Here is a 26,109-nt window from a genome sequence, read left to right on the forward strand (position 1 = left end):
GATCGATGGGGAGGGACGCATGATGACGACGACCGTGCAGACCGCTGGGCAGACGGTGGACGTTCCGGAGATCGCGGACCCTTCCAAGGTCGCACCCAAGGACGCGCGTGAGTTGTCGAGGCTGTTCTTCGACCAGCTGGCGGTGGTGGAGGAGGGCACGCCCGAGTACCAGTACGCGCGCAACACGCTGATCGAGATGAACATGTCCCTGGTCCGCTACGCGGCCGGCCGGTTCCGCAGCCGGGGGCCGGAGGAGATGGAGGACATCGTCCAGGTCGGCATGATCGGACTCATCAAGGCGATCGACCGGTTCGAGCTGTCCCGCGAAGTCGAGTTCACCTCCTTCGCCGTGCCGTACATCGTGGGCGAGATCAAGCGGTTCTTCCGTGACACGTCCTGGGCCGTGCACGTCCCGCGCCGGCTCCAGGAAGCCCGCGTGCAGCTCGCCCGCGCCAACGAGGAACTGCGCAGCCGACTGGGCCGGACCCCGACGACCAAGGAGCTCTCCGAGCTCATGAGCCTTCCGGAGAACGAGGTCGTCGAGGCCCAACTGGCCTCCAACGGCTACAAGTCCACGTCCCTGGACGCGGCGATCAACGGCAGTGAGGACGGCGAGGCCGCGCTGGCGGACTTCATCGGTGACGAGGACGCCGCCCTCGGCCTGATCGAGGACTTCCACGCCCTGGCCCCGATGATCGCCGAACTCGACGAACGCGAGCGCAAGATCATCCACTGGCGGTTCGTCGAGGAACTCACCCAGGCCCAGATCGGGGAACGTCTCGGCGTCTCCCAGATGCACGTCTCCCGGCTGCTCTCCCGCCTTCTGGTCCGCCTGCGCGAAGGCATGCTCAGCACCACCTGACGGCCGCGTGCCCGGCCCTCGGTCGTACCACCGGAAAGGGGCCTGCCCGGAATCACTCCGGGCAGGCCCCTTTCGTATTCCGGCGGGGAATGCGGAGGGCTTATTTCCTTCACAAACAAAGGGTCCCGTGGGAATGGCGAAGGAATTGCAGGGAACCCGGTCTCCAGGAGGTTGATAAACATGGTTCCCTTGCTTCTTGTTCTGCTTCTTGCCCTGCTCCTCTTCGGTGCCGGCTTCGCCGTCAAGGTCCTCTGGTGGGTCGCCGTCGTCGTCCTGGTGCTGTGGCTGCTCGGCTTCGTCATGCGTTCCACCACGGCAGGTGGTGGCCGGGGCCGCTGGTACCGATGGTGACCTGACCTGTTGACGCGTTCTCATGCCGGGGCCCGGCCGACACTGTCGGCCGGGCCCCGGACGTATGACGGACGCGGTGGCGGCCGGAGGGCCGGCCGGCTCACAGGAAGCGCCGGACCGGGGTGACGGCGGCCTCCTTGGCACGCTGCAGCATCGCCCGGCGTCTCCACCGGGTGAGGCCGATCTCCACGCTGCGCTTCAGGTCCGCCTCGTAGTCGCGGTCGAGCACGGCGGTGAACTCCTCGTCCAGGACGGCGAGCATCACCTCTTCGTCGTGGTCCATGGACCGCCGGTTGAAATTGGTGGATCCGATGAGGGAGGCCACCGAGTCCACGGTGATGATCTTGGCGTGCATCATGGTCGGCTGGTACTGACGGATGTGCACACCGGCCCGCAGCAGACGTGTGTAGTGGTGCTGCCCGGCGAGCTGGCAGGCGCGCTGGTCGGTGTGGGGACCGGGCAGCAGGATCTCGACCCGCACGCCCCGCCGAGCGGTTTCGCACAGCAGGTCGATGAAGTAGGAGTCCGGGGCGAAGTAGGCGGTGGCCAGCCGGAAGCGTTCCTCGGCGGAGGTGAGCATGACCCGGATGAGGGTCTGCATGTCCTGCCAGCCGATGCTCGCGGACCCGCGGACCACCTGTACCACCGACGAGCCGGCCTGCGGGTGCGCCGTGAAGCGGTCGCGGTCGTCGAAGAGTTCGTCGTGGCACTCCGCCCAGTTCTGCGCGAAGGCCGCCGCGATGCCGTCCACGGCCGGACCGCGCACCTGGACGTGGGTGTCCCTCCACTCGCCCGGGTCGCGGGCATCGCCGCACCATTCCTCCGCGATGCCGACGCCGCCGGTGAAGGCGGTGTGCTCGTCGACGACGAGCGCCTTGCGGTGACAGCGGTGATTCTGCTTGAACGGCGACAGCCACACGGGTTTGCGGAACCAGGCCACCTGCACACCGGCGCCGCTCATGAGGTCCAGCAGCCGCCCCTCGATCTCCTTGGCGCCGAACCCGTCCAGCAGCAGACGCACCCGCACTCCCGCGCGGGCGCGGTCGGCCAGAGCGGCGGCGAAGTCGTGGGCGATCTGACCCCGCCAGTACACGAACGTCATCATGTCGACGGTGTGCCGAGCCGAACGGATCGCCCCGAGCATCGCGGGGAAGATCTCGTCACCGTTGCGCAGGGGCACGAGCTCATTGCCTTCGGTGGCGGCCACGCCGATCAGCCGCTCGAGGCGACGGCGCAGGCGCTGCTTGCGCGCTGCGGCGTCGGTCAGGTCTCGCGAGCCTGCCGCGTCCGGCGAGCCTGCCACGGTGTCGCGCGCAGGGGGTGTCGGTACGCCGTCGAGTATCACGTCGGATCTCCCACTGGTCCATGAGACAGAACGTCACGGGCTGCCGGACGAGCCCGAACAACCGGATGCCCGGCCCGTACCGTGTCACTCCGGCCGCCCGCCGGACCGCCCCGGCGAAAGCTGTCCTGCCCGTCGCGGCCGGGCGGACCGTCCCCGCCGCAGAGGCGCGGTACCCCCCGTCGTCCGGCTCGGCGGGCCGCAGACCGGACCGGTCTGTGCTCCGGTGACCCCCTCGGGCGCCATGTACTCCAGGGAGCCGACCAGTTGGCCGGTGCTGGTGAGGAACTCGCCGTCGTCCAGGGCCGCGATGCCGAAGTCGGTGAGGACGGCCCTGCCGTCGCGGCGCAGCAGGACGTCGGCGGGTTTGAAGTCGCGGTGCCTGGTGGCACGGTGACCTGCCCGCCGGTCTGCGCAAGGCCCCCGTGTACGCCGGCTTCCACTGGCACCGGGGGGACGGCGGGCCGCCCGTCGCCCGGGTCTGCATGGTCGTCATGCCCCTGGCGGATCCGGCCCGGATCGTCGCGGCCGACCGGGGCGACGGATACGGCGGTCACGAACCCGCGCCGGTGGAGGGACACGCCGTTCTGCGCAGCCCCCCGTTCGACCCGTCGTCCGTCGCCGGCCGTGACGCCGAGGCCGGGCGGGCGACGTCCTGTTCTCCCGGGCGGGGGCGAGGAGCGGGACGGCTACGAGGCGAAGGAGGAGGACGGCACGGTCGTCCGTGTCGCTTTCACCGCCTGTGACTTCGGCTGAAGCCGGTGATCCGGGCCACTTCGCGGGGGCGAGCAGGATCACGCCAGGTGGGGCGGTATTGGCCACAGGCGCGGCACAGGGTACCGTCGCTCTGATATCGACGACGGCATCACGGAAGCCGGTGTGAATCCGGCACGGTCGCGCCACTGTGGACGGTCGCCCCAGGAGGGGGCGTTCGCGAGTCAGACCCGGGGCCGTCGTCCTGTGCACCACCGAGATGGGACGCGAACTCCCAGAGGAGGCCCTGCCATGGCGCAGCATGTCGCCCAGCCGACCACCACCGCACCTGTCGTACCCGCCAAGCTGCCGCTGAGGGACATCGCTCCCTGGGCGGTCTTCTTCGGCGTTCTGATGCTGGTCCTGCTGTACTTCGTCGGCGCCGAGCAGGGCGCCACGTCCGTCGTCTCCGGCGAGGAGGTCCACGAGTGGGTGCATGACGCCCGCCACCTGCTCGGCTTCCCCTGCCACTGACGAGGGACGCCGCACACCCATGAACTCCGCAACGGTGAGAAACCTTCTCGTGCGGGGCATGCTCGCCGGCCTCGGTGCCGGCGTGCTCGCCCTGATCGTCGCCTATTTCCTCGGTGAGCCGAACGTCGACAGCGCCATCGGCTTCGAGGAGTCCCACGCTCCAGGACACGAGCACGAGGTCGAACTCGTCTCCCGCAGCCTGCAGTCCACCGCCGGTCTGGCCACCGGTGTGCTGGTCTACGGGGTGGCCTTCGGAGGCATCGCCGCCCTCGCGTACTGCTTCGCCCTCGGCCGGGTGGGCCGCTTCGGCCCACGGGCCACGGCGCTGCTGCTCTCGGGTGCCGCGCTGCTCGCCGTGTACGTCGTGCCGTTCCTGAAGTACCCCGCGAACCCGCCCGCGGTCGGTGACCACGACACCATCGCCAAGCGGACCACCCTGTTCTTCCTGATGATGGTGCTCGGCGTCCTGCTCTCGGTCGCCGCGGTGATCGTCGGCAGGCGGCTCGCACCGGCGCTGGGCAACTGGTACGCCACCGTGGTCGCCGTGCTCGGCTTCGTCGCCGTCATCGGTCTGGCGTACGCGTTCCTGCCCTCCGTCAACGAGGTCCCGGCGGACTTCCCGGCCACCCTGCTGTGGCGGTTCCGCCTCTCCACCCTCGCCATGCAGGTCACGCTGTGGACGGGCTTCGGCCTGGTCTTCGGCGAACTGGCCGAGCGGCTGCTGCGCCCTGAGCCCGCGGCGGTGTCCGCGGGTGCGGCGGTGGCCGCCCCGCGGTAGACCGGCCGGCCAGGACGACGCGAGGGCCCACGGAACATCCGGGGGCCCTCTCGCGTACGGTCGGGCACCTCAGGATCCGGCGGGCTCGGGGTCGGGCGAGTCCGGCGGGTGGCCCAGCCGCAGATTCCAGCGGCCGTTGCGTCCGCTCACCGACGTCACCGTCAGAGGCGGCACGTCGAGCCGCCAGAAGGCGGCCGGCGGCGCCCCCAGCACCTGCGCCGCCACGGCCCGTACGACCTCGGGCTCGACCACCGCGAGCGTACGGCCGTCCGTTTCCAGGGCCGCGTCCAGCCAGCGTCCCACCCGCGCGCACAGGTCCGCCACGGACTCCCCGCCGTGCGGCGCGGAGGACGGATCGGTGAGCCACCGGGCCACCCCCTCCGGCTCGTCCGCGCCGACCTCCGCGAGGGTCAGGCCCCGCCAGCGCCCCACGTCCAGCCCGGCCAGCTCCTGGGCCTGCGTCGCGTCGAGACCGAGGGCGGCCGCGGTCTCCCGGCAGCGCACACTGGGCGAGACCACGACCCGTACGGCGGCGGGCAGGGATCCGGCCGCGGCACGGGCCCGCGCCCTGCCGCCCGCGTCGATCGAGCCCCCGTCGTCGAAACGGGCCTGACGCGCCGACGAGTTCATGGCGGGCGAGACGAAACTGACACGGCTGGTCACGTGGGGGCTCCTCCTGGTGCGGTCGGGTGTCGTCGAAGGCGTTCCGCGCGCCGGGCTCCCGGTGCCGACGCCGGGTGCCGCAGCAGCCTAGGTACGGGCGCCGGAGTTGGCGAACCGGCGGGACGGCCCCGTCCGGCGAGACGTCCCCGGTTGCCGCGAGGGGTACGAGGCCGACGTCGACCGGACCTTCGGCCTCGGTGACGACCCGGTCAAGCGGCGGCTGCGGGACGATCTGCCCGAGGTGTTCGCGGCCGGCGGACGGTTCTTCGAGAGCGACCCCGGCATCACGGGGAGGCGGCTGTACGCCGAGGCCGAGCGGCCGGCCGCCGGGGCCGGCCGGGAGCTGGGCGGCCGGCACGCCGGGCGCCTGGCCGTCGAGTTCCCGCACGGGTGGATCGACGGCGCGGACGTGGAGTCGTACATCGCCCCCGCCCGAGGAACTGCCCACCCCCGGCTGGCCGACGGGGCCCGTCCCCGGAGCGGCGGACGCGCCGAAGGGCGCCCGGGACACCCCGGACGCCCTCCGTCGTCCCGCGATCGACCCCGTGGGGATCAGACCAGGTCGAACCGGTCCAGGTTCGAGACCTTGACCCAGGCCGCGACGAAGTCGTTCACGAACTTCTCCTTCGCGTCGTCGCCGGCGTAGACCTCAGCCAGGGCGCGCAGCTCGGAGTTGGAGCCGAAGACGAGGTCGGCACGGGTGCCGGTCCACTTCAGCTCGCCCGAGGCGGTGTCGCGGCCCTCGAAGGTGTGCTGGTCCGCCGAGGTCGACTTCCAGGTCGTGCCCAGGTCGAGCAGGTTGACGAAGAAGTCGTTGGTCAGCGTGCCCGGCCTGTCGGTGAAGACGCCGTGCGAGGACTGGCCGGTGTTGGCGCCCAGGACGCGCAGACCGCCGACGAGGACCGTCATCTCGGGGGCGCTCAGGGTGAGCAGGTTGGCCTTGTCGAGCAGCAGGTACTCGGCCGGCAGGCGGGTGCCCTTGCCGACGTAGTTGCGGAAGCCGTCCCAGGTCGGCTCCAGCGCGGCGAACGACTCGGCGTCCGTGTGCTCCTCGGTCGCGTCCACGCGGCCCGGCGTGAAGGGGACCTCCACGTCGAAGCCCGCGTCCTTGGCGGCCTTCTCGACCGCGGCGGCACCGCCGAGGACGATCAGGTCGGCCAGGGAGACCTTCTTGGCGCCGGAGTTGAACTCCGACTGGATGCCCTCGAGGACGCTCAGGACGTGACGCAGCTGGTCGGGGTCGTTGACCTCCCAGCCGCGCTGCGGCTCCAGGCGGATACGGGCACCGTTGGCGCCGCCGCGCTTGTCGCTGCCGCGGAAGGTCGAGGCCGACGCCCACGCGGTGGAGACGAGCTGCGAGACGGTCAGACCCGACCCGAGCAGCTTGGCCTTCAGGGCCGCGACGTCGGCGGCGTCGATGGCCTCGCCCTCCGCCTGCGGCAGCGGGTCCTGCCACAGCAGCGTCTCCTGCGGGACCTCCGGGCCGAGGTACAGCGACTTCGGGCCCATGTCACGGTGGGTCAGCTTGTACCAGGCGCGGGCGAAGGCGTCCGCGAACTGGTCGGGGTTCTCGTAGAAGCGGCGCGAGATCTGCTCGTAGACCGGGTCGAAGCGCAGCGACAGGTCGGTGGTGAGCATCGTCGGGAGGTGCTTCTTCGACGGGTCGTGCGCGTCGGGGACGATCGCCTCGGCGTCCTTGGCCACCCACTGCTTGGCGCCGGCCGGGGACTCGGTGAGCTCGTACTCGTACTCGAAGAGGTTCTTGAAGAAGCCGTTGCTCCACTGGGTGGGCGTGGCGGTCCAGGTGACCTCGAGGCCGGACGTGATGGTGTCGCCGCCCTTGCCGGTGCCGTAGGTGCTCTTCCAGCCCAGGCCCTGGTCCTCGATCGAGGCGGCCTCGGGGTCGGCGCCGACGTGGTCCGCGGGGCCCGCTCCGTGGGTCTTGCCGAAGGTGTGACCACCGGCGATCAGCGCGACGGTCTCCTCGTCGTTCATCGCCATGCGGCGGAACGTCTCACGGATGTCGCGGGCCGCGGCCAGCGGGTCCGGGTTGCCGTTGGGGCCCTCGGGGTTGACGTAGATGAGGCCCATCTGGACCGCGCCGAGCGGGTTCTCCAGCTCGCGGTCGCCGCTGTAGCGCCGGTCGTCGAGCCAGGTGGTCTCGGGACCCCAGTACACGTCCTCCTCGGCCTCCCAGACGTCCTCGCGGCCGCCGCCGAAGCCGAAGGTCTCGAAGCCCATCTGCTCCAGCGCGACGTTGCCGGTGAGGATCATGAGGTCGGCCCAGGAGATGGACTGGCCGTACTTCTTCTTGACCGGCCACAGCAGACGGCGGGCCTTGTCCAGGTTGGCGTTGTCCGGCCAGCTGTTCAGCGGGGCGAAGCGCTGCTGGCCGGCGCCGGCGCCGCCGCGGCCGTCGCTGATGCGGTAGGTGCCCGCGCTGTGCCAGGCCATGCGGATCATCAGCGGGCCGTAGTTGCCGAAGTCGGCCGGCCACCAGTCCTGCGAGGTGGTGAGGACCTCGGCGATGTCCTGTTTCACGGCCTCCAGGTCGAGGGCCTTGAACGCCTCCGCGTAGTCGAAGTCCTCACCGAGGGGGTTCGCCACCGCCGGGTTCTTGGCGAGGATCTTCAGGTTGAGCCGCTCCGGCCACCACTGGCGGTTGCCGCCGCCCTGGGTCGGGTGCGCGGCCCGGTCGTGCGCGACCGGGCACTTCGCTTCGGCGGGGGTGTTCTCAGACATGGGAATCCTTCCGGACTGGGGGTCACGGTGCTGCGGTACCGGCGGTGGAACAGGCGGGGCACAGGCCCCAGTAGATGACCTCGGCCTCGTCGATCGCGAAGCCGCGGTCGTCGGTCGCGGTGAGACAGGGGGCGTGGCCGACCGCGCAGTCGACGTCGGCGACGACACCGCACGACCGGCACACGAGATGGTGGTGGTTGTCCCCGACGCGCCCCTCGAACCGCGCCGGGCTGCCGGGCGGCTCGATGCGGCGCACGAGTCCGGCCGCGGTCAGCGCGTGCAGCGCCTCGTACACGGCCTGTACGGAGATGTGGCCGACGCGGTCGCGCACTCCGGACGCGATGGTCTCGACGTCGAGGTGATCGCCGTTGCGGACGGTCTCGAGCAGTGCGACGCGGGCGGCCGTCACCCGCAGGCCGGCACCGCGCAGCTCTTCGGCGACGGTTCGGGGCTGGGGTGCAGTCATGGGGAACAACCTACTTCGCTAAACACGAATAATTCAAGAAAGCGAGCGCGCCAAGTTTGGCGTGTCACATCGTACCTGGTTCGTCCCTTTGTGGCCGATATGGGAAGGGGGTGGATGCGGCCGTGGGCCGCTGGGCCCGTCAGGGGTGTGACCGGGGGCGGCGTGCCAGAATGGGCGGGCCGACGTACGTACCGATCCACCGAGGTTCCCCCGTGACCAAGCCCGTGGCCCGCGAGCCGCAGCGCCGAAACTCGCGGTCCAACCGGGCGCGCATCCTCGCCACGGCCCGCCGGGAGCTCGGCCGGAACCCGGACATCACCCTGGAGGAGCTGGCGCGCGCCTCCGGTGTCGTACGGCGCACCCTCTTCGGGCACTTCCCCGGGCGCGCGGCGCTGCTGGAGGCGCTCGCGGAGGAGGCGTCCGAGACGCTGCGCGGGGTGCTGGAGACCGCCAGACGGCCGGAGGAACCGGCCGAGCGGGCGCTCGCGCACTTCGTGCGCTGCATCTGGCCCGTCGGCGACCGTTACCGGCTGCTTCTGTCGCTGGCCCGGCGCGACCTGGGCGTGGAGCGCGTCGCCGAGATCCTGGCGCCGGCCCGTGACGAGGTGACGTCCATCCTGGAGCGGGGTCAGCGTGCCGGCGTCTTCCATGCGCAGTTGCCGCCCGCCGTGCTGAGCGCGGGCCTGGAGGCCATGCACTTCGCCCTGCTGGAGCAGGTCAACACCGGAGCCCTGGAGGACGACGGGACCCGGGCGGCCGTCGTCACGCTCATCGCGGCCGGGGTGCCGGCCGACCGGGCGCAGGCCGTGGTCGAGGAGGTCGCGCCGGAGGCGGCGGTCGTGACGGTCATGGAGTCGCGCGGCGCGGACTGAGGGGCGTACGGCAGGTCCGGCGCGAAGGAACGTGACGAAGGGGGCCCTCCCGGAGGGCCCCCTTCGGCGTTCCCCGGTCCACGCTATTTGCACACTGCTGAGCAATCACCTACTCTGCACATCAGTGGGCAATTATCTCGTCGCCGCTAGGAGTCCCCATGCCTTTCCTTGCCACCACACCCGTGGAGAAGATGACGGGGCCGTATCAGCGGCGCTGGTGGGCCCTTCTCGTGCTGTGCCTGAGTCTGCTGATCGTGGTCATGGCGAACACCTCGCTGATCGTGGCCGCGCCGGACATGACGACCGACCTGGGCCTGTCCAGCAGTGACCTGCAGTGGGTCATCGACGGCTACACCGTCCCGTACGCCGCGTTGATGCTGGTGCTGGGCTCGATCGGCGACAAGTACAGCCGCCGGGGCGCGCTCGTCGTCGGTCTGCTGGTCTTCGCGGGCGGCTCGGTCATGGGCAGCCTCGTGGACGAGACGGCCCTCGTCATCGCGGCCCGGGCGATCATGGGCGTCGGCGCCGCGGTCGTCATGCCGGCCACGCTGTCGCTGCTCGTCGCGATGTTCCCCAAGCGGGAGCGGGCCGGGGCCATCACGGCCTGGACCGCCACCTCAGGTCTGGCCATCGCCGTCGGCCCGCTGGTGGCCGGCTGGCTGCTGGAGGACCACGCCTGGGGCTCGACCTTCCTGATCAACGTCCCCATCGCGGTCGCCGCCGTCGTCGGCGCGCTCGCCCTGGTCCCGCCGTCCAGGGCGGAGGCCATGGGCCGGATCGACTACGTCGGCGGTCTGCTGTCGATCGTCTCCGTCGGCTCCCTCGTCTACGCCACGATCGAGGGCCCGCACTTCGGCTGGGGCACCGGCCCGGTCACCGCGGCCGTGGCAGCGGGCGTGGGTCTGTCGGCCTTCGTGGCCTGGGAACTGCGCCACCCGCACCCCATGCTGGACGTGCGCAAGTTCGCCCGGCGGCCGTTCAGCGGGTCGATGCTCGCGGTGCTGTTCTTCTTCTTCGGCACCTTCGGCTCCATCTACTACGCCACGCAGTACCTGCAGTTCGTGCTCGGCTACGACGCGCTGGAGACCGGCGTACGGCTGCTGCCGCTGGCCGCAGCCGTGTTCGCCGGCGCCGCGGTCACCGGCCGGCTGACCCCGAAGCTGGGCATGAAGCCCCTGGTGGTGGCCGGCATGGCGATCGGCAGCGCGGGCGTGTTCCTGCTGACCCGGATCGAGTCGGGCTCCGGCTACACCGACTTCCTGCCGTCGCTGCTGATGCTGGGCTTCGCGATCGGCCTGAGCGTCTCCCCGGCCACCGACACCATCATGGGTTCCTTCCCCGAGTCGGAGCTGGGCGTCGGCGGCGGCGCGAACGACACCGCGCTGGAACTGGGCGGCTCCCTCGGTATCGCGGTCCTCGGCTCGCTGCTGGGCACCGCCTACCGCGACAAGCTGTCCGACCTGGTCGGCGGTCACCTTCCGGCTGCCGCGCTGGACACGGCCAAGGACTCGGTGGGCGGCGGTATCGCGGTCGCCGGGCAGATAGCGAAGAACCCCGCCGGCGGACCCCAGCAGGCCCAGGCCCTGATCGACGCCGTGCACGAGGCCTTCGCCCACAGCGTCGCCCAGACCAGCCTCGTCGGCGGGATCATCATGGCCGCGGGCGCGATGATCGTCCTCGCCGTACTGCCCGGCCGCAGGGCCGCCTCCGGCACGGCAGGGCCCCAGGAGCCGGCGGACACGGAGCGTGCGAAGGAGCCGGTGGACGCCCGCTGAGAAACAGCCCCCGAGGGACTCCGACGGAGGCCGGGCATCTCACGCCCGGCCTCCGCCGCGCCGCCCGCCGCGCGCCGCGTGCTCCCGCAAGGCCCTGCGGGCGCACTCCGGCGACCGCCTCCGCCGAGGCACTGGCGGGCACCGGCCGACGGCCGCTCCCGCAAGGCTCTTTGAGCGCCGGCCGACGGCCGCTCCCGCAAGGCATTTCGGGCGCCGGCCGACGGCGGCTTGCGCCGAGATCCCTCGCGCCCGTCCCTCCCGCAGCCCCTTGTGCACCGCCCGCGCCGCGACGCCGCCCACCGCGAGCCCCGCTCCGGCCGGCGCGGGTGCCCTGGCCGCCGGGCCCCGGGGGAGCGGGCCGTACGGGCGGGGGGCCACGCGGCAGGCGCTGCCTCCGGTGCCGTCAAGGGTGCGGTCGCGAGCCCGGTCACGTCGAATCCCGGCGTACTTCTCGCTGCTCGTCCCACCGCACCGGAAGCGGGTGCCCTCGTACGTCTGCGCGGCGGCGCCGCGCGCGTTGTTGTCGCAGGCTCAGTCGGGGGTGCCGACGGCCTCGGAGGCCGGCCCCGGACCGGCCTCTCCCGCCAGATCCAGCAGTCCTCGCACCGCGGCGCACTGGTCCGGCCCCACGACGTGGGTCAGCGCCCCGGCGACCGTCTCGGCGAGGGAGCCGGACGCCTCCCGCAGCAGGGTGCGGGCTTTGTCGGTGAGGGCGATCTCGACGCCCCGCCGGTCGCCGCAGACCGCCTTGCGGGTGACCAGGCCGGCCCGCTGGAGGCAGGCGATCTGGTAGGTGAGCCGGGTCTTCGGGCGGCCCAGCAGTTCCGCGACCCGCGTCATGCGCAGGCCCTCCCTGGGGTGTTCCGCCAGCAGGCACAGGACCAGGAACTCGTCGTGCGAGACATCGAGCCGCTCCTTGACCACCGACCGCAGCCGCTGCTCCACCGCTCCTGTGGCGGCCAGCAGCAGCATCCAGGCGCGCAGCTCGGGCGGGAGCAGTCCCGTGCCCTTTGCGGACGGGCATTCGGGCAGGTCGGAGGCTTGCTCATCGAGGTCGGCCATGGTCCGAGTGTACCTGTTGTCCATTTTTGAACGACAGGGTTGTCCAGTTTTGGATAACCGGCTAGCGTGAGTCATCCAAATTTGAACCACTCGCAAGGGGAAGACCATGACCGTCGCCGTGGAAACCGGACTGTGGCAGCTCGACGCCAGCGCCTCCACCGTCGCCCTGAGGCACAGGACGATGTGGGGTCTGGTGACCGTCAAGGGCGCCTTCGCCGCCGTGAGCGGCGGCGGCGAGGTGGCCGCCGACGGCACCGCCACCGGCACGCTCACCCTGGACGTGGCCTCCCTCGACACGAAGAACGCCAAGCGCGACGAGCATCTGCGCGGCGCCGACTTCTTCGACGCCGCGCACCACCCCGAGATCACCTATGCCGTGCGGTCCGCCGAACTCCGCTCGGGCGGCACGGTCGAGGTGTCGGGGCGGCTCACCGTGCGGGGCATCAGCAGGCCCCACTCCTGCACCGCGAAGCTGACCGGCGCGAGCGCCGACGCCCTCACACTGGACACCGAATTCACCGTCGACCGGGGTGAGTTCGGCCTGGGCTGGAACCAACTGGGCATGATCCGGGGCCTGACCGCGGTCACCGCCACGCTCCGCTTCACGCGCACCACGGCCGCCTGACGCGGCGCCCGTCACCGGCGCACCGGAGGGGCACGCGGCGCCGCCCCCACGCCCGCGCCCGCTCCATCGAGGGTGAGGGCGGCCGGCGAACCGTGCCGGACCGCCGCCACCCCGACCGTACGCTCCCCGAACCCCGGACCCGGGTCCCGGCCCCCCGGCCCCCCGGGACCCCGGGACCCCGGGACCCCGGGACCCCGGGACCCCGGGACCCCGGGACCCCGGGACCCCGGGACCCCGGACTCCGGACCCCGGGGTTGCGGCTGCTGTCTCAGAAAGGACACGTTCATACGGTGGCGGCGACCCCGGTGACTCGCGACAGCACGCCCCCCCCTCGCCGCTCGCGAACCCGCTCACCGCGGCGCCGGACGTCAAGTGCAGGGCGCAGGAACGGAGTTGCGTCCGTTGAACGCGTTGTTCCCGGCCGTGAGGGTTCCGGTGGGCGGGAGGCGAGAAGCCCCCGTGGGGTCTCTGTGGCGGTCGCGGTCCGTGTCGCTGTTGGGCCGAACGGGTGACTTGGCGTAAGAATTGGCCGGTGCAGGCATTGAGTGCGAGTCAGTTCGGGGGGAGCCGGTGAACCGGTACGACGTCACCGATGAGCAGTGGGAAGGGCTCGCCCAGGTCGTTCCGCTGAGAGGCCGGGACGCGTGGCCGTCGGCGGTGAACCACCGCGCGCTCCCCGACGCCGAGACGGAGACGCGCCGCCGCTTCGTCGTCCTGCGGGTCAATGTCTTCGCGGACGCCCGGGAGGTCGCCGAGACCCTCATGGCCGGCATCCCGGTCCTGCTCGACCTCACCGGCGCGGAGACCGAGGTCGCCAAGCGCGTCCTCGACTTCTCGACCGGCGTCGTCTTCGGCCTCGCCAGCGGCATGCACCGCGTCGACCGCAACGTCTTCCTCCTCACCCCACCGGGCACCGAGGTGAGCGGGATCATGGAGGGGGCGGGGGTACCGGGGGTCTGACGGGGCCGGTCCGGGGCCGGCGGCGTCAGCGTCGGTGGTCGCCCGATCGTAGGAAGCTCCCGTGGGCGGAACGGTTCGCCGGAAACCCGCGGTCCTACGGTCCGGACATGACCGCGCCACGCGCCTTGTCCGCCGCTCCGGCCCCCGGACCAGGGCCCGCTCCCCGGCACCCCGTCCGCCCCTGTCTCACCGAGTTGCGGCTCTCCGCGTTCGCCGGGCACCGGCGGGCCCGGTTCCCGCTGGGGGCGGTCACCGTGCTGGCCGGGCCGAGCGGGAGCGGGAAGAGCACCGCCGTGCGGGCCTACGAGGCGCTGGCACGGCTCGGCGGCGGAGCCCGGCTCGCCGACGTCTTCCCCGACCCCCTCGCCTGTGTGCCGGAGCGGGCGCGGCCCGACGCCCAGCGGCGCCGCGGGTTCCGTATCGGCTGCACCGCCGACGGCCCCGAGGGCCCGGTCCGGCTCGACGTCGCCGTCCAGGCCGAACCCGAACTGCGCGTCGTGGGGGAGCGGCTGAGCGCCGACGGGCTCGTGCTCCTGGAGACCGCCCTGCGTGATCCGGGCCGGCGCACGGTTCAGGCCGCCTGGCACACCGCCGGATCCGCGCCCGTCACCCGCGCCCCGCTGCCCGACGACCGGCTCGGCACGGCCCTGCTGCCACTGCGCGTGGCCGGCCGGACCGACGGGCAGCGGCAGGTGCTCGCCGCCGCCGAGCAGATGGTCGTCGCGCTGCGGTCCGTCTTCGCCTGCGACCCGCAGCCGGAGTGGATGGGCGCCCCGGTGCCCACCGGCTCCGGGCGGCTCCTCGGCGGCTGCGACAACCTCGCCGACGTGCTCTGGCGCACCCGCGAGGAGTGCGCCCACCGGCACGCGCACCTGGTCACGGCCCTGGCGGCCGGGTGCGCCGGGCGGGTCGCCGACCTGCGGGCCGAGCTCCTGTCCGACGGTACGGTCCGCGCGCTGCTCGACCGCGGCGACGGCACCGCCACGGAACTCGCCCGGCTCGGCCACGGCGAACTGCGCTACCTCGCCCTCGCCCTGGTCCTGCTCACCGGCCCCGGCGTCCTCGACCTGGACACGGCCGGCGAGGTGCCCTCCGCGATGCAGACGCTCACCCTGCTCACCGACAACCTCGACCGGGGCCTGGACGTCCGGCAGCGCACCGGGCTGCTGCGGCTGGCCGTGCGCATGGCCGACCGCGGGCACATCCGCTGTGTCGGCGCGGTGAGCGACCCGTCGTACGCCGTCCGGACCGAGGGAGTGACGGTGGTACACCTGGGGCCGTGACCGAACATCCCGAACCTCTCGACGTGGCGACACTGCAGCGCAGGCTGGCCGAGTTCGCCGCCGCGCGGAACTGGCAGCCCTTCCACACCCCCAAGAACCTCGTCGCCGCGCTCAGCGTGGAGGCCTCCGAACTGGTCGAGATCTTCCAGTGGCTGACCCCGGAGGAGTCGGCGCGCGTCATGGACGACCCGGAGACCGCCCACCGGGTGACGGACGAGGTCGCCGACGTCCTCGCGTACCTGCTGCAACTGTGCGAGGTGCTCGGCATCGACCCGCTCACCGCCCTCGACGCGAAGATCGACCGCAACGAGCGGAGGTTCCCCGCACCCTGAGCGGCTGTGGACAACTCTGGATTTCCGCGGTCCGCTTTCACTCTCCGGAGTCACCGAGCGGTCCGAAACCGATTTGTTGTCCACAGATTTCCGTCTTCCTCTGGCTTTTCGCCCCACTGGACCTCACTCTGGGTAGTGGAACACTCCCTGTGTGCGAGGGGAGTTCGGGTGGACGTGCGAGGAGCGCGTCTGGACAGACGGGGGCTGCGCATGGAAGCGATGCGGCTCATCCTGACGAGCAGGCGTGCGCTCGCGGGCGGCGGCGGCAGGACGGAGATCCTCACGGAGGTGTGGCAGGCACAGGCCCTGGCCCAGGCGATAGGCAGTCGCCTGGCTGTCTCGGGCCCGCCCGAACTGCGGGGCGAGGCGCTGGGGCTGACGGAGCTGGCGGGCCGGGGCTGCGGAGTGCTGGACGCCCCCGACCTCGACCCCGGTGATCTGCGGGCCGCCCAGCTCACCGCCCTGGAGGACGCCCGCGGGGCCCTGCTCGACCTGGGCGGCCTGCTCGGCGAGGTCGGCATCGCCCTGGTCGCCCTCGCCAGCGCGGCGGACGACCAGGGCACGTACTGGCAGTGCATGGAGGCCATCGACGCGGCCGACGAGTCCAGGGACCGCGTCCTGGAGATGCTGCGCAAACTGGCGGCGAGAGAGGAGAGAGAGGAGAGGGAAGGGGCCGCCTTACCCGAGAGATGAACCCGGGCGGGTCATCGCCGCGGGCACCCGCCAGGCAGGATGGAGGGCATGGATCTTCGTATCTTCACCGAACCCCAGCAGGGCGCCACCTACGACACCCTCCTCACGGTGGCGAAGGCCACCGAAGACCTGGGCTTCGACGCCTTCTTCCGCTCCGACCACTACCTGAAGATGGGCGACGTCGACGGCCTCCCGGGCCCCACGGACGCCTGGATCACCCTCGCCGGCCTCGCCCGTGAGACCAGGCGCATACGCCTCGGCACGCTCATGACCGCCGCCACCTTCCGGCTGCCCGGCGTCCTCGCCATCCAGGTCGCGCAGGTGGACCAGATGTCCGGCGGCCGTGTCGAACTCGGCCTGGGCGCGGGCTGGTTCGAGGAGGAGCACACGGCGTACGGCATTCCCTTCCCCAAGGCGAAGTTCGGCCGCCTGGAGGAACAGCTGGAGATCGTCACCGGCCTGTGGGCCACCCAGCCGGGCAAGACCTTCGACTTCCACGGCGAGTACTACGACCTCAAGGAATCGCCCGCGCTGCCCAAGCCGGCCCAGCCGAAGATCCCGGTGCTGATCGGCGGCCACGGCGCGAGCCGCACGCCCCGGCTCGCTGCCCGGTTCGCGGATGAGTTCAACATGCCCTTCTCCTCGCCCGAGGACAGCGAGCGCCAGTTCGGCCGGGTGCGGGCCGCGGCCGAGGAGATCGGCCGGGACGCCGACGCGATCACCTTCTCCAACGCCCTCGTCGTCTGCGTCGGCAAGGACGACCGGGAGGTCGCCCGCCGCGCCGCCGCGATCGGCCGCGAGGTCGAGGAACTCAAGACCAACGGCCTGGCCGGCACCCCGGGCGAGGTCGTCGAGAAGATCGGCCGCTACGCCGAGACCGGCTCCCGCCGGATCTACCTCCAAGTCCTCGACCTGCACGACCTGGACCACCTGGAGCTGATCTCCGCCCAGGTGCAGTCGCAGCTGCCGTAGGGCCGGACGCCCGCCGGATCCGGTCCGGCGGGCCGTCTCCGGCGGATCGGCACATGACACCGCCCCCCACGGCGACCCGCCGCGCCGGGTCACCGTGAGACCCGGCGAGTCCGCCGTCCCCGGCCGGCCTGGTCCGCCGCACCACCACCGAGGCCGGCGAGGAGGCCGCGAATTTCCCGCGTGCACCCCGGCCGATCTCGCAGTTTTTCCGCGGGAGGTCCGACAGCGGACCCAGCACACCAGCCGCCCGGCCCGCAGCCGGGGCTCGACCCGTGTGAACCGGCCCGCAATACGGCCCATGGCCACCTCGAACGCCTCCCGCCACCGGGCGGGATCTATGCTGTGACCTGCGGCTACCGTCTCTTCGTCAGTCCACACGACTCACGATGATCAACGGTGGCCGCACCAGTCCCCGCACCGGCCGCCACCAGCAAGATCACGAATCCAGCCTGACCACTGGACCCGTCTCGAAGACATCCGACAAATAGACTGGGCTCAGAGGCGCCTCAGGGACGGAGGTGGCACCATGCCCGCCATCCTCTTCGTCCGGATCACATCCGGACTCGATGCGCAGGAGTTCGAGCGGCGCCTGCTGGAGCGGCGCCCCCGCTTCCACGACGTACCCGGTCTGCTGCAGAAGATCTACGGCCGTGACAGTGAAACCGGCGATGTGTGCGGCATCTACTTCTTCGAGAGCCAGGAGGCGCTCGACGCGTTCCGCGGGACCGAGCTCGCCCGCACCATCCCTGCCGCGTACGAAGCGGTCGAGGTCCGCCGCGAGGTGTACGACGTGCTCTACTCACTGCGGACCGACCAGGGACCCTTCGCCGAGTCCGGCCACCCGGCAGACACAACGGGGTGACCCGCCGACTGCTGACGCGATGCCAGCAGACCGAACACGCGCCGGTCACGACCAGCAACCAGCAGTCCGAAAACCGTGAAGATCACGGTCTACGGCTGGAGTAGTAGGAGGAGAAACGGCGGCCGGCGAGAGCGGCACCGCAGTCTCGGCTACAGATGACCTTGGAGGGTCTGACGGTTTGCATCAGACCCCCCAGGTTCCTCAGAGGCCACCGGTCCCCTGGTGGCCATCTTGGAAAGTGTCGGGCGGACGTTGTCATCCGCCCAACTTCTACCGGCAGTCAAGAACGTGTGATCAGGACATAGGCCTCACTGTCCATTCCACACGTAGGCCAGGACCGCCACGACGAACACAGCGGTCCAACCTCCAGCCGCACACCCCGTCCCCAGGGCATCGAAGAAGGTGGCCCTTTCCTCCGCCAACCGGTGGACGATGCCCGCGACCAACCCGACGTTGAACGAGATCGAGATCCCGAACATCACGTCTCGCACACGCGCCAGAGCCGTGCGGCTCTGCGGGTTGGACGGGGCGACATGAAGCGCAGACATGCGCAACCCTTCGTCAGATGCCTGTGAAGGATGACCTGTCGGATTCGGGCTGGCGAAGTTGCCCGGCCGCTGCTGCGGCTTCACCCCAAGGGCTGCTCGTCCCGATCATGGCGTGACCGTTCCGGCGACCCGTCGTGCTCGGGTCCCCCACTCCTGCCGACTTGATGTGTGTGTCGGTGGCATCCGGGCGGCGGCAGGACTCGGCATCCGCCAGGACCGCCCTGCGAATCTGCTGGGCAGTGCAGAGGATCGTGACGTATGAAAGACCGAAAATCCCAATCGAAACTGGTGTTTGTGGCGTGTGTCACGACCGGCTTTGATTGATCGGACAATCGTGCGAATCCACCCTGGCCAAGCGGACTTTGACGGTCCGTCAGGCTTCAGATGCAGTTGCCACAGGTGGATGCGTGTAGACCTCTCCGCGAGAGCCGAGACCATTTCGACTTCGAGGTCTCGATCGTCATGTACATGGACTTCTTTGAGATCGAGGATGTTCGCTTCCTTTCATCAATGTCGGGCGGCTCCCGGCGTGCGACGGATCTCAGGGGCTCGTAGGGGGTGGCGGTGCGGACGACGTACACCCCGGGGCGGACATCTGTCCCTTCAAGGCTTCTTCGCAAGCGGAATGACTCATGTCCGTTTGTCGGTGGTGAGTGGGAAGATTGAAGTACGTCGAAGAAAGGAGGTGACCGACATCTACAGACCGGCAACGAAGCAAGCGAAGAAGTTGAAGGCGGGTGACCATCTGAAGTTGCGTAACGGTAAAACCGTGGAAATCCTGGCCATTGAGCCGGCAATTAACCAGAAGGGAGACAAGTGCCTGATTCTATCGCTGTACCGTATGCCTAAGATGGTGGTCAAGGCATACCGCGTGATGAACATGCACTACCCGTCATGAGGCGAGTAACCAGATAGGGGAGAAGGGAGGTTTTGCAAAGTCGGAAGTTTTGTCACTGCTCTCCGTGGATGTGCCGTAGCCCGCGTCGGATGCGCTGGACGAGGTGATCGGGGCTACTGAAGGCGACGTTGGAGAGCCAGCCGCGTCGCAGGAGGGACCAGAACTGAGGACGTGCTGACTGTGGCCAAGGCGCGTAAGGCCAGGGGGGAGAGCATCACTGCCAGTGCCAAGGCTCTTGCGAGTCTCCCGCGCCACGCTCTACCGGCACATCAGGTAGTCCCTCACGGTGTCCTATAGGACCCCTGCCGACATGGCAGGGGTCTTCTGCTGTCCTAATCCAGTACCGGCATGGGCCCAGTGGCACCCATACTCGGACCTGTGTTCCTGACGATCTCCACCACCGGCACCCCCGAACGCCCCGCCACCGATCTGGGCTTCCTGTTGCACAAGCATCCCGACAGAGCGCAGGCGTTCTCCACCTCCTACGGCACGGCGCACGTCCTCTATCCCGAGGCCGACGCCCAGCGGTGCACGGCGGCGCTGCTGCTGGAGGTGGACGCCGTGGCGCTGGTCAGGCGCGGCAAGGGAAAGGGCCGCGGCGGCGCTCCCGACGCGGCGCTCGCCCAGTACGTCAACGACCGCCCGTACGCGGCCTCCTCGCTGCTCGCCGTGGCGCTGAGCGCCGTCTTCTCCAGCGCGATGCGGGGCGTGTGCACCGCCAAGCCCGAACTCCCCGCTCAGCCCAGGCCGTTGCGCGTCGAGGTGCCCGCGCTGCCCGCCCGGGGCGGCGCCGGTCTCGTCAGGCGGCTCTTCGAGCCGCTCGGCTGGACGGTGACCGCCGACCCGGTGGCCCTCGACACCGAGTTCCCCGAGTGGGGCGACTCGCGGTACGTGCGCCTCGTCCTGGAGTCGGAGACGCTGACCCTCGCCGAGGCACTGCGCCATCTGTACGTGCTGCTGCCGGTCCTGGACGACGCCAAGCACTACTGGGTCGCCTCCGACGAGGTCGACAAGCTGCTGCGCGCGGGTGAGGGCTGGCTGCCCCAGCACCCCGAGCAGAAGCTGATCACCAGCCGTTATCTCTCGCGCCGCTGGTCGCTGACCCGGCAGGCGATGGAGCGCCTGGAGCTGGTGCGGCTCGCCGAGACCGACGACAGCGAGGTCGAGGACATCGACAACGCGGTCGGGGCGGAGGCGGAGACCGAGGAGAAGCCCACCCCGCTGGCCGTGCAGCGGCGGGACGCGATCATCGCCGCGCTGACGGCGTCCGGCGCCACGCGCGTGCTCGACCTCGGCTGCGGCCAGGGCGAGTTGGTGCAGGCGCTGCTGAAGGACCCGAGGTTCACCGAGATCGTCGGCGTCGACGTGTCGATGCGCGCGCTCACCATCGCCGCCCGGCGCCTGAAGCTGGACCGGATGGGCGAGCGGCAGGCGTCGCGCGTCCGGCTCCTGCAGGGCTCGCTCGCGTACACCGACACCCGCCTGCGGGGCTACGACGCCGCCGTGCTCAGCGAGGTGATCGAGCACCTCGACCTGCCCCGGCTGCCGGCCCTGGAGTACGCGGTGTTCGGCTCGGCCCGCCCGCGCACGGTCCTGGTGACCACCCCGAACGTCGAGTACAACGTCCGCTGGGAGAGCCTCCCGGCCGGACACGTCCGGCACGGCGACCACCGCTTCGAGTGGACCCGCGAGGAGTTCCGCGCCTGGGCGTCCACGGTGGCCGAACGGCACGGCTACGAGGTGCGGTTCGGTCCCGTCGGCCCGGACGACCCGGAGGTGGGGCCGCCCACCCAGATGGCCGTGTTCGAACTGAGCGCGCCCACCACGAACACCACGCACGAGAAGGAGGCGAAGGCGGCATGACCGAGACCGAGACCCAGACCGGGACCCAGACTCAGAACCGGACCGGGGGCCGGGTGCTTCCCGTCACCGACCTGTCCCTCGTCGTGCTGATCGGCGCGTCCGGATCCGGCAAGTCGACGTTCGCGCGACAGCACTTCAAGCCCACCGAGGTCATCTCCTCCGACTTCTGCCGAGGCCTGGTCTCCGACGACGAGAACGACCAGAGCGCGACGGGGGACGCCTTCGACGTCCTGCACTACATCGCGGGCAAGCGGCTCGCGGCCGGCCGCCGCACGGTCGTCGACGCGACCAGCGTCCAGCAGGACTCCCGCCGGCAACTGGTCGACCTGGCCAGGAAGCACGACGTGCTGCCCATCGCCATCGTGCTCGACGTGCCGGAGGAGGTGTGCGCCGAGCGCAACGCGGCCCGTACCGACCGCGCCGACATGCCCCGCCGGGTCATCCAGCGCCACACCCGCGAACTCCGGCGTTCGCTGCGCCACCTGGAGCGGGAGGGCTTCCGCAAGGTGCACGTCCTGCGGGGCGTGGAGGACGTGGAGAACGCCACCGTCGTCACCGAGAAGCGGTTCAACGACCTGACCCACCTCACCGGTCCCTTCGACATCATCGGCGACATCCACGGCTGCGCCGCCGAACTGGAGTCGCTGCTGGGCAAGCTGGGCTACACCGACGGCGTCCACCCGGAGGGCCGGCAGGCGGTGTTCGTCGGCGACCTCGTCGACCGCGGCCCGGACAGCCCGGGTGTGCTGCGGCGCGTGATGGCGATGGTCGAGTCGGGCAACGCCCTGTGCGTGCCGGGCAACCACGAGAACAAGTACGGCCGTCACCTCAAGGGCCGCAAGGTCCAGCACACCCACGGACTGGCCGAGACGATCGAGCAGATGGAGGGCGAGAGCGAGGAGTTCCGGGCCGAGGTCCGGGCGTTCATCGACGGACTGGTCAGCCACTACGTCCTCGACGGCGGCCGGCTGGTGGTCTGCCACGCCGGTCTGCCGGAGCGGTACCACGGCCGCACCTCGGGCCGGGTCCGCTCGCACGCGCTGTACGGCGACACCACGGGCGAGACCGACGAGTTCGGCCTGCCGGTGCGCTACCCGTGGGCGGAGGACTACCGGGGCCGGGCGGCCGTCGTCTACGGCCACACGCCCGTCCCGGAGGCCACCTGGCTGAACAACACCATCTGCCTGGACACCGGGGCCGTCTTCGGCGGCAAGCTGACCGCGCTGCGCTGGCCGGAGCGCGAGCTGGTCGACGTACCGGCGGAGCGGGTCTGGTACGAGCCGGCGCGGCCGCTGAAGTCGGAGGCGCCCGGCGGGCACGACGGACGTCCGCTGTCCCTGGCGGACGTCCACGGCCGGCGGATCGTCGAGACCCGTTACGACGGCCAGGCACGGATCTCGATCCGCGAGGAGAACGCGGCCGCGGCCCTGGAGGTCATGAGCCGTTTCGCGGTCGACCCGCGCCTGCTGCCGTACCTGCCGCCGACCATGGCCCCGACGGCGACCAGCCGGGTGGAGGGCTATCTGGAGCACCCGGCGGAGGCGTTCGCGCAGTACGCCGCGGACGGTGTCGAGCGGGTCGTGTGCGAGGAGAAGCACATGGGCTCGCGGGCGGTGGCCCTGGTGTGCCGCGACGCCGACGCGGCGCGCAGGCGCTTCGGCGTGGACGGGCCGACGGGATCGCTGTACACCCGCACCGGCCGCCCGTTCTTCGACGACGCGTCGGTGACGGAGGAGATCCTCGGCCGCATACGGACGGCCGTCGACGAGGCGGGGATCTGGACGGAGCTCGACACGGACTGGCTGCTGCTGGACGCCGAGTTGATGCCGTGGTCGCTGAAGGCGTCGGGGCTGCTGCGCTCGCAGTACGCGGCGGTGGGCGCCGCCTCCGGGGCCGTCTTCCCGGGGGCGCTGGCCGCCCTGGAGGGCGCCGCGGCCAGGGGCGTCGACGTCGCGGACCTCCTGACCCGGCAGCGTGAACGCGCCTCGGACGCGGCCGCGTTCACGGAGGCGTACCGGCGCTACTGCTGGTCGACCGAGGGCCTGGACGGCGTGCGCCTGGCACCGTTCCAGATCCTGGCGGTCCAGGGCCGCAGCCTGGCGGGCCTGCCCCACGACGGACAGCTGGCCCTGCTGGACCGCCTGGTGGAGCACGACAGCACCGGTCTGCTGCAGACCACCCGCCGCCTGTACGTCGACACCGCCGACCCCGAGTCGGTGCGGGCCGGCGTCGACTGGTGGCTGGAGATGACCGGCCGGGGCGGCGAGGGCATGGTCGTCAAGCCGCTCGGCGCGGTCGTGCGCGACGGGCAGGGCCGCCTGGTCCAGCCCGGCATCAAGTGCCGGGGCCGCGAGTACCTCCGGATCATCTACGGCCCGGAGTACACGCGCCCGGACAACCTCGCCCGTCTGCGCGGACGCTTCCTGAACCACAAGCGTTCCCTCGCGATCCGCGAGTACGTCCTCGGTCTGGAGGCCCTGGACCGGCTGGCCGAGGGCGAGCCGCTGTGGCGGGTCCACGAGGCGGTGTTCGGCGTGCTGGCGCTGGAGTCGGAGCCGGTGGACCCGAGGCTGTGACCCCGGCCGGGCCGACGGCCCGCGCGAGCCGGAGGACCCGCCCCTCCCTCCGGCTCGCCCCCGGTTCCCGTGCACTGGTTGCGGTGTCGCCGGTCCTCGTGCACTGGTTGCGGTGTCGCCGGTTCCCGCGCACTGGTTCCGGTGTCGCTGGTTCCCGCGCACCGGTTCCCGCGCACCGGTTCCCGCGCCACCAGCGGCCGTGTCCCCCCGGTGACGCGGGAACCGCAGTTCACCCCACCAGTCGCAGCCGTTCCCCGCACACCCCGACCCGCACCGTCTGCCCCCACGTCAGCTCCACGGCGTCGCTCTCGATGCCGTCCCCGAAGGCGACGAGCCGCTCGGACTCGACCGTGAGGGTCAGCCGGCCCCCGGCGGCCAGCTCGCCCGCCACGAACGCCGTCCCCGTCGCCGGTGACGGCCACGCCTCGCGTACGAACCACACCAGCCGTTCCTCCGTGGGCCCCGGCAGCCGGAGGCCGCCGCCGCGTTCCTGCCAGACCGAGCGGATCCAGCCGGTGGCCCCCGTGCCGGTGCCGACCAGTACCCCGGAGGATGCCTGGGCCTCGACGACACCCCCGTCGTCCTCGAGGCCCAGGCGGTAGCGGGCGGTCTGGTGACCGGCGGCGCCGAGGTAGATCTCGTTCAGGGCCAGCAGCCGCTGCGTGTCGTCGGCGACGGCTTCGACCATGGTCAGTTCGGACCCGCCGGTGGCGGACGCGAACACCGAGGGCAGGAGCGCCCCGGCGTCCCCCGGGCGGTGACGGACCAGGACGCCCGGGTTGCGGCCGGGGTCGGTGTCGATGCCCACCACCGGCTGTCCGGCGAGGTACTTGGCGACGTTCGCCACCAGACCGTCCTGTCCGACGACGATCACCACGTCCTCCGGCGCGAAGAGGAAGCGGTCCAGGTCGGCGCGCTCGACCCGGGTCTGACGCCAGGTCAGGGGAATCGCCGCCGTCACCTCCGCCAGGGCCCGCCTCGTACGGCGGTGGCGTTCCGCGACCTCCTCGATGTCCCTGCCCCGCGAGGAGAGGAAGAAGGCGGCCTGGCCGTGCGTGCCGTGCCGGGCCACCAACTCCTCGTACTCCGTGGTGCGATGGACCAGCACGGCCCGTGGGGCGAGGCTCACTCCCGGGCTCCCAGCTTGGCGAGCAGCCCGGTCAGCACGTCCGGCGAGACGGTCACGCTGTCGATGTGCGGCAGGTTCTCCGCGAGACGGGTTCCGGTGAGGGCGTGCAGGGTCGCCACGTCGACGTCCGCGTGGACCCGCAGCCAGGCCGCCTGGGCCTGGGCCCGTGCCTCGCCGACCTCGCGCGCCGCCTCGGCCTCCGCACGGGCGAGCCGTACGGAACGGGCGGCCTCCGCCTCCGCGAGCCTGACCGTGCGCGCCGACTCCGCCTCGGACAGCCGCTCCGAGCGCAGCGCCTCGGCGTCGGCCAGCCGGACCTGTGTGGCCGCCTCCGCCTCGGACAGCTTCACGGCCCGGGCCGCCTCGGCCTCCGCCAGCTTCACCGAGCGCGCGGCCTCGGCCTCCGCCAGCCGGACGGTCCGGGTCGCCTCGGCCTCCGCCCGCACCTTGTCCGCGGCCGCGCTCTCCTCCGCCTCGCGGCGGGTGTTGGTGCCGCGCTGTTCGACCAACTGCTCCTCGCGCCGGGCGAGTTCGATCTTGCTGGCCAGTTCGTTCTCGGCGATGGTCCGCTCCCGCTCGACGGCCACCGCCCGCCGTTCGTACGTCGCCCGGTCGGCCTCCTGCTGGATCTGCTCGCGGGCCGGCGTGCGCAGCGCGCGCTCCACCTCGGGCTCCGGGCGCAGCGCGACCACGCGCACGGCGACCACCTCGATGCCCGTGGCGGGCAGGCGCGGCTCCGCCGCCAGCCCCGCCGCGACCCGCTCCCGCACCGCCGTCACCCCGTCGACCAGCGCCTCCGCCAGCGGCGTGCGGGCGAGGACGTCCAGGGCGTGCTGCTGGGCCGTCTCGGTCAGCAGGGTGCCGAGCTGCTCCAGGGGCGCGCCGCGCCAGACCCCGGTGTCCGGGTCGATGGAGAAGTCCAGGCGGGCGGCGGCCACGGCGGGGTCACTGATCCGGTAGGTGACCGTCGCCTGCACGGCGACGTCCTGGAAGTCGGCCGTACGGGCATGGAAGGTCATGGCCAACTCGCGGTCGTCGACTGGAACTTCGGAGAGGGCGGCGGTCAGCGAGCGGAACCAGAAGCTGAGTCCGGTCCCGTCGTGCACGAGCGTGCCCGAGCGGTGGTGGCGGATGTGTGCCGTCGGGGCGCCGCGCAGATGGCGCCAGCCCAGCCGCCGGGTGATGTCGGCCATGGGTGATCCCCCTCGCCCTCGCGATTTTCGTCAGT

24 protein-coding genes, 2 pseudogenes and 2 riboswitches are annotated in these 26,109 nt (G+C 71.5%); of the genes and pseudogenes, 17 read left to right on the top strand and 9 right to left on the bottom strand.

The genetic code is table 11. The features are described 5' to 3' along the window. Nucleotides 1–19: 19 nt before the first annotated feature. Both ACFY30_RS29785 and ACFY30_RS29790 read left to right on the top strand, forming a co-directional pair. The gene (locus ACFY30_RS29785; RefSeq protein ID WP_390661824.1) at nucleotides 20–862 is read left to right on the top strand and encodes a SigB/SigF/SigG family RNA polymerase sigma factor; all 843 of its coding nucleotides are present in this window, start codon (nucleotides 20–22) and stop codon (nucleotides 860–862) included. Nucleotides 863–1,042: 180 nt separating this feature from the next. Further along, complete coding sequence (locus ACFY30_RS29790; RefSeq protein WP_390661823.1) at nucleotides 1,043–1,213, top strand: hydrophobic protein; 171 nt, start codon at nucleotides 1,043–1,045, stop codon at nucleotides 1,211–1,213. 100 nt (nucleotides 1,214–1,313) lie between these two features. On the opposite strand, the gene ACFY30_RS29795 is transcribed toward ACFY30_RS29790, so the two are convergent. Next, entirely contained in the window at nucleotides 1,314–2,516 is a 1,203-nt protein-coding gene (locus ACFY30_RS29795; RefSeq protein ID WP_390848238.1) for a phosphatidylserine/phosphatidylglycerophosphate/cardiolipin synthase family protein, read from the bottom strand. A 126-nt stretch (nucleotides 2,517–2,642) separates the two neighbouring features. Further along, nucleotides 2,643–2,927 (bottom strand): annotated as a pseudogene (locus ACFY30_RS29800) (serine/threonine protein kinase); the annotation flags it as partial. Between the two features lie 497 nt (nucleotides 2,928–3,424). Continuing rightward, nucleotides 3,425–3,499, top strand: a riboswitch (cobalamin riboswitch). A 61-nt stretch (nucleotides 3,500–3,560) separates the two neighbouring features. On the opposite strand from ACFY30_RS29800, the gene ACFY30_RS29805 reads away from it, so the two are divergent. Both ACFY30_RS29805 and ACFY30_RS29810 read left to right on the top strand, forming a co-directional pair. Next, nucleotides 3,561–3,782: a CbtB-domain containing protein gene (locus ACFY30_RS29805; protein ID WP_390848239.1), complete on the top strand. Its 222-nt coding sequence runs from the start codon at nucleotides 3,561–3,563 to the stop codon at nucleotides 3,780–3,782. A gap of 19 nt (nucleotides 3,783–3,801) precedes the next feature. Continuing rightward, complete coding sequence (locus ACFY30_RS29810; protein ID WP_390848240.1) at nucleotides 3,802–4,560, top strand: CbtA family protein; 759 nt, start codon at nucleotides 3,802–3,804, stop codon at nucleotides 4,558–4,560. A 69-nt stretch (nucleotides 4,561–4,629) separates the two neighbouring features. Here the strand turns inward: ACFY30_RS29810 and ACFY30_RS29815 are convergent, their stop codons facing one another. Next, nucleotides 4,630–5,223, bottom strand: a complete 594-nt coding sequence (locus ACFY30_RS29815) for a histidine phosphatase family protein (RefSeq protein ID WP_390848241.1) — start codon at nucleotides 5,221–5,223, stop codon at nucleotides 4,630–4,632. Between the two features lie 157 nt (nucleotides 5,224–5,380). On the opposite strand from ACFY30_RS29815, the pseudogene ACFY30_RS29820 reads away from it, so the two are divergent. Next, nucleotides 5,381–5,665 (top strand): annotated as a pseudogene (locus ACFY30_RS29820) (aminopeptidase); the annotation flags it as partial. Between the two features lie 110 nt (nucleotides 5,666–5,775). On the opposite strand, the gene katG reads toward ACFY30_RS29820, so the two are convergent. Beyond that, nucleotides 5,776–7,965, bottom strand: coding sequence for a catalase/peroxidase HPI (katG, locus tag ACFY30_RS29825; protein ID WP_390848242.1), 2,190 nt, complete (start codon nucleotides 7,963–7,965; stop codon nucleotides 5,776–5,778). Nucleotides 7,966–7,987: 22 nt separating this feature from the next. After that, nucleotides 7,988–8,431: a Fur family transcriptional regulator gene (locus tag ACFY30_RS29830; RefSeq protein ID WP_390848243.1), complete on the bottom strand. Its 444-nt coding sequence runs from the start codon at nucleotides 8,429–8,431 to the stop codon at nucleotides 7,988–7,990. A 212-nt stretch (nucleotides 8,432–8,643) separates the two neighbouring features. Here ACFY30_RS29830 and ACFY30_RS29835 point away from each other — a divergent pair, with 212 nt between their 5' ends. Next, the gene (locus ACFY30_RS29835) at nucleotides 8,644–9,303 is read left to right on the top strand and encodes a TetR/AcrR family transcriptional regulator (RefSeq protein WP_390848244.1); all 660 of its coding nucleotides are present in this window, start codon (nucleotides 8,644–8,646) and stop codon (nucleotides 9,301–9,303) included. A 158-nt stretch (nucleotides 9,304–9,461) separates the two neighbouring features. After that, the gene (locus tag ACFY30_RS29840) at nucleotides 9,462–11,078 is read left to right on the top strand and encodes an MFS transporter (RefSeq protein ID WP_390848245.1); all 1,617 of its coding nucleotides are present in this window, start codon (nucleotides 9,462–9,464) and stop codon (nucleotides 11,076–11,078) included. A 531-nt stretch (nucleotides 11,079–11,609) separates the two neighbouring features. Here the strand turns inward: ACFY30_RS29840 and ACFY30_RS29845 are convergent. Continuing rightward, nucleotides 11,610–12,140, bottom strand: coding sequence for a MarR family winged helix-turn-helix transcriptional regulator (locus tag ACFY30_RS29845; RefSeq protein ID WP_390848246.1), 531 nt, complete (start codon nucleotides 12,138–12,140; stop codon nucleotides 11,610–11,612). A 106-nt stretch (nucleotides 12,141–12,246) separates the two neighbouring features. On the opposite strand from ACFY30_RS29845, the gene ACFY30_RS29850 reads away from it, so the two are divergent. From ACFY30_RS29850 to ACFY30_RS29880, 7 genes are all read left to right on the top strand, one after another. Next, entirely contained in the window at nucleotides 12,247–12,765 is a 519-nt protein-coding gene (locus ACFY30_RS29850; RefSeq protein ID WP_390848247.1) for a YceI family protein, read from the top strand. Between the two features lie 570 nt (nucleotides 12,766–13,335). After that, complete coding sequence (locus ACFY30_RS29855; protein ID WP_390661810.1) at nucleotides 13,336–13,725, top strand: cell division protein SepF; 390 nt, start codon at nucleotides 13,336–13,338, stop codon at nucleotides 13,723–13,725. A gap of 107 nt (nucleotides 13,726–13,832) precedes the next feature. Further along, nucleotides 13,833–15,008 (top strand): ATP-binding protein, encoded by a 1,176-nt coding sequence (locus ACFY30_RS29860; RefSeq protein ID WP_390848248.1) that lies wholly within the window; start codon nucleotides 13,833–13,835, stop codon nucleotides 15,006–15,008. Then, nucleotides 15,005–15,340, top strand: coding sequence for a nucleotide pyrophosphohydrolase (locus ACFY30_RS29865; protein WP_390848249.1), 336 nt, complete (start codon nucleotides 15,005–15,007; stop codon nucleotides 15,338–15,340). The genes ACFY30_RS29860 and ACFY30_RS29865 overlap by 4 nt, the downstream gene beginning before the upstream one ends. 210 nt (nucleotides 15,341–15,550) lie before the next feature. Continuing rightward, complete coding sequence (locus ACFY30_RS29870; protein ID WP_390848267.1) at nucleotides 15,551–16,033, top strand: DUF6099 family protein; 483 nt, start codon at nucleotides 15,551–15,553, stop codon at nucleotides 16,031–16,033. A 48-nt stretch (nucleotides 16,034–16,081) separates the two neighbouring features. Next, nucleotides 16,082–17,005, top strand: coding sequence for an LLM class F420-dependent oxidoreductase (locus tag ACFY30_RS29875; RefSeq protein WP_390848250.1), 924 nt, complete (start codon nucleotides 16,082–16,084; stop codon nucleotides 17,003–17,005). 526 nt (nucleotides 17,006–17,531) lie between these two features. Beyond that, a complete protein-coding gene (locus ACFY30_RS29880) occupies nucleotides 17,532–17,867 on the top strand; it encodes a YdhR family protein (protein ID WP_390848251.1) in 336 nt (111 codons plus the stop codon). A 308-nt stretch (nucleotides 17,868–18,175) separates the two neighbouring features. On the opposite strand, the gene ACFY30_RS29885 is transcribed toward ACFY30_RS29880, so the two are convergent. Further along, nucleotides 18,176–18,415 carry a hypothetical protein gene (locus tag ACFY30_RS29885; protein ID WP_390848252.1) on the bottom strand — a complete coding sequence of 80 codons (240 nt, stop codon included), beginning with the start codon at nucleotides 18,413–18,415 and terminating at the stop codon, nucleotides 18,176–18,178. Between the two features lie 3 nt (nucleotides 18,416–18,418). Then, a riboswitch (cyclic di-AMP (ydaO/yuaA leader) is annotated at nucleotides 18,419–18,621 on the bottom strand. A gap of 479 nt (nucleotides 18,622–19,100) precedes the next feature. Here ACFY30_RS29885 and ACFY30_RS29890 point away from each other — a divergent pair. The 3 genes from ACFY30_RS29890 to ACFY30_RS29900 all read left to right on the top strand — a co-directional run bounded on the left by ACFY30_RS29890 (nucleotide 19,101) and on the right by ACFY30_RS29900 (nucleotide 23,752). Next, nucleotides 19,101–19,313, top strand: coding sequence for a hypothetical protein (locus ACFY30_RS29890; protein ID WP_390848253.1), 213 nt, complete (start codon nucleotides 19,101–19,103; stop codon nucleotides 19,311–19,313). A 378-nt stretch (nucleotides 19,314–19,691) separates the two neighbouring features. Next, nucleotides 19,692–21,176, top strand: a complete 1,485-nt coding sequence (locus ACFY30_RS29895; RefSeq protein WP_390848254.1) for a 3' terminal RNA ribose 2'-O-methyltransferase Hen1 — start codon at nucleotides 19,692–19,694, stop codon at nucleotides 21,174–21,176. Continuing rightward, on the top strand, nucleotides 21,173–23,752 hold the full coding sequence (locus ACFY30_RS29900; protein WP_390848255.1) for a polynucleotide kinase-phosphatase: 2,580 nt from the start codon (nucleotides 21,173–21,175) through the stop codon (nucleotides 23,750–23,752). Before ACFY30_RS29895 ends, ACFY30_RS29900 begins: the two co-directional genes overlap by 4 nt. A 229-nt stretch (nucleotides 23,753–23,981) precedes the next feature. Here the strand turns inward: ACFY30_RS29900 and ACFY30_RS29905 are convergent, their stop codons facing one another. After that, on the bottom strand, nucleotides 23,982–24,881 hold the full coding sequence (locus ACFY30_RS29905; RefSeq protein ID WP_390848256.1) for a hypothetical protein: 900 nt from the start codon (nucleotides 24,879–24,881) through the stop codon (nucleotides 23,982–23,984). Then, nucleotides 24,878–26,074: an SPFH domain-containing protein gene (locus ACFY30_RS29910; RefSeq protein ID WP_390661803.1), complete on the bottom strand. Its 1,197-nt coding sequence runs from the start codon at nucleotides 26,072–26,074 to the stop codon at nucleotides 24,878–24,880. Before ACFY30_RS29910 ends, ACFY30_RS29905 begins: the two co-directional genes overlap by 4 nt. Nucleotides 26,075–26,109: the final 35 nt, after the last annotated feature.

Source organism: Streptomyces sp. NPDC000345 (assembly GCF_042898825.1).
In the GTDB taxonomy this organism is placed as follows: Bacteria; Actinomycetota; Actinomycetes; order Streptomycetales; family Streptomycetaceae; genus Streptomyces.

Bases quoted from the DNA above. Each gene is read 5' to 3' on its own strand.
- ACFY30_RS29870 (WP_390848267.1), top strand. From the start codon at position 15,551: ATGGAAGCGATGCGGCTCATCCTGACGAGCAGGCGTGCGCTCGCGGGC.
- katG (WP_390848242.1), bottom strand. From the start codon at position 7,965: ATGTCTGAGAACACCCCCGCCGAAGCGAAGTGCCCGGTCGCGCACGAC.
- ACFY30_RS29790 (WP_390661823.1), top strand. From the start codon at position 1,043: ATGGTTCCCTTGCTTCTTGTTCTGCTTCTTGCCCTGCTCCTCTTCGGT.
- ACFY30_RS29805 (WP_390848239.1), top strand. From the start codon at position 3,561: ATGGCGCAGCATGTCGCCCAGCCGACCACCACCGCACCTGTCGTACCC.
- ACFY30_RS29900 (WP_390848255.1), top strand. From the start codon at position 21,173: ATGACCGAGACCGAGACCCAGACCGGGACCCAGACTCAGAACCGGACC.
- ACFY30_RS29785 (WP_390661824.1), top strand. From the start codon at position 20: ATGATGACGACGACCGTGCAGACCGCTGGGCAGACGGTGGACGTTCCG.
- ACFY30_RS29850 (WP_390848247.1), top strand. From the start codon at position 12,247: ATGACCGTCGCCGTGGAAACCGGACTGTGGCAGCTCGACGCCAGCGCC.
- ACFY30_RS29810 (WP_390848240.1), top strand. From the start codon at position 3,802: ATGAACTCCGCAACGGTGAGAAACCTTCTCGTGCGGGGCATGCTCGCC.
- ACFY30_RS29830 (WP_390848243.1), bottom strand. From the start codon at position 8,431: ATGACTGCACCCCAGCCCCGAACCGTCGCCGAAGAGCTGCGCGGTGCC.
- ACFY30_RS29885 (WP_390848252.1), bottom strand. From the start codon at position 18,415: ATGTCTGCGCTTCATGTCGCCCCGTCCAACCCGCAGAGCCGCACGGCT.
- ACFY30_RS29845 (WP_390848246.1), bottom strand. From the start codon at position 12,140: ATGGCCGACCTCGATGAGCAAGCCTCCGACCTGCCCGAATGCCCGTCC.
- ACFY30_RS29840 (WP_390848245.1), top strand. From the start codon at position 9,462: ATGCCTTTCCTTGCCACCACACCCGTGGAGAAGATGACGGGGCCGTAT.
- ACFY30_RS29875 (WP_390848250.1), top strand. From the start codon at position 16,082: ATGGATCTTCGTATCTTCACCGAACCCCAGCAGGGCGCCACCTACGAC.
- ACFY30_RS29860 (WP_390848248.1), top strand. From the start codon at position 13,833: ATGACCGCGCCACGCGCCTTGTCCGCCGCTCCGGCCCCCGGACCAGGG.
- ACFY30_RS29910 (WP_390661803.1), bottom strand. From the start codon at position 26,074: ATGGCCGACATCACCCGGCGGCTGGGCTGGCGCCATCTGCGCGGCGCC.
- ACFY30_RS29880 (WP_390848251.1), top strand. From the start codon at position 17,532: ATGCCCGCCATCCTCTTCGTCCGGATCACATCCGGACTCGATGCGCAG.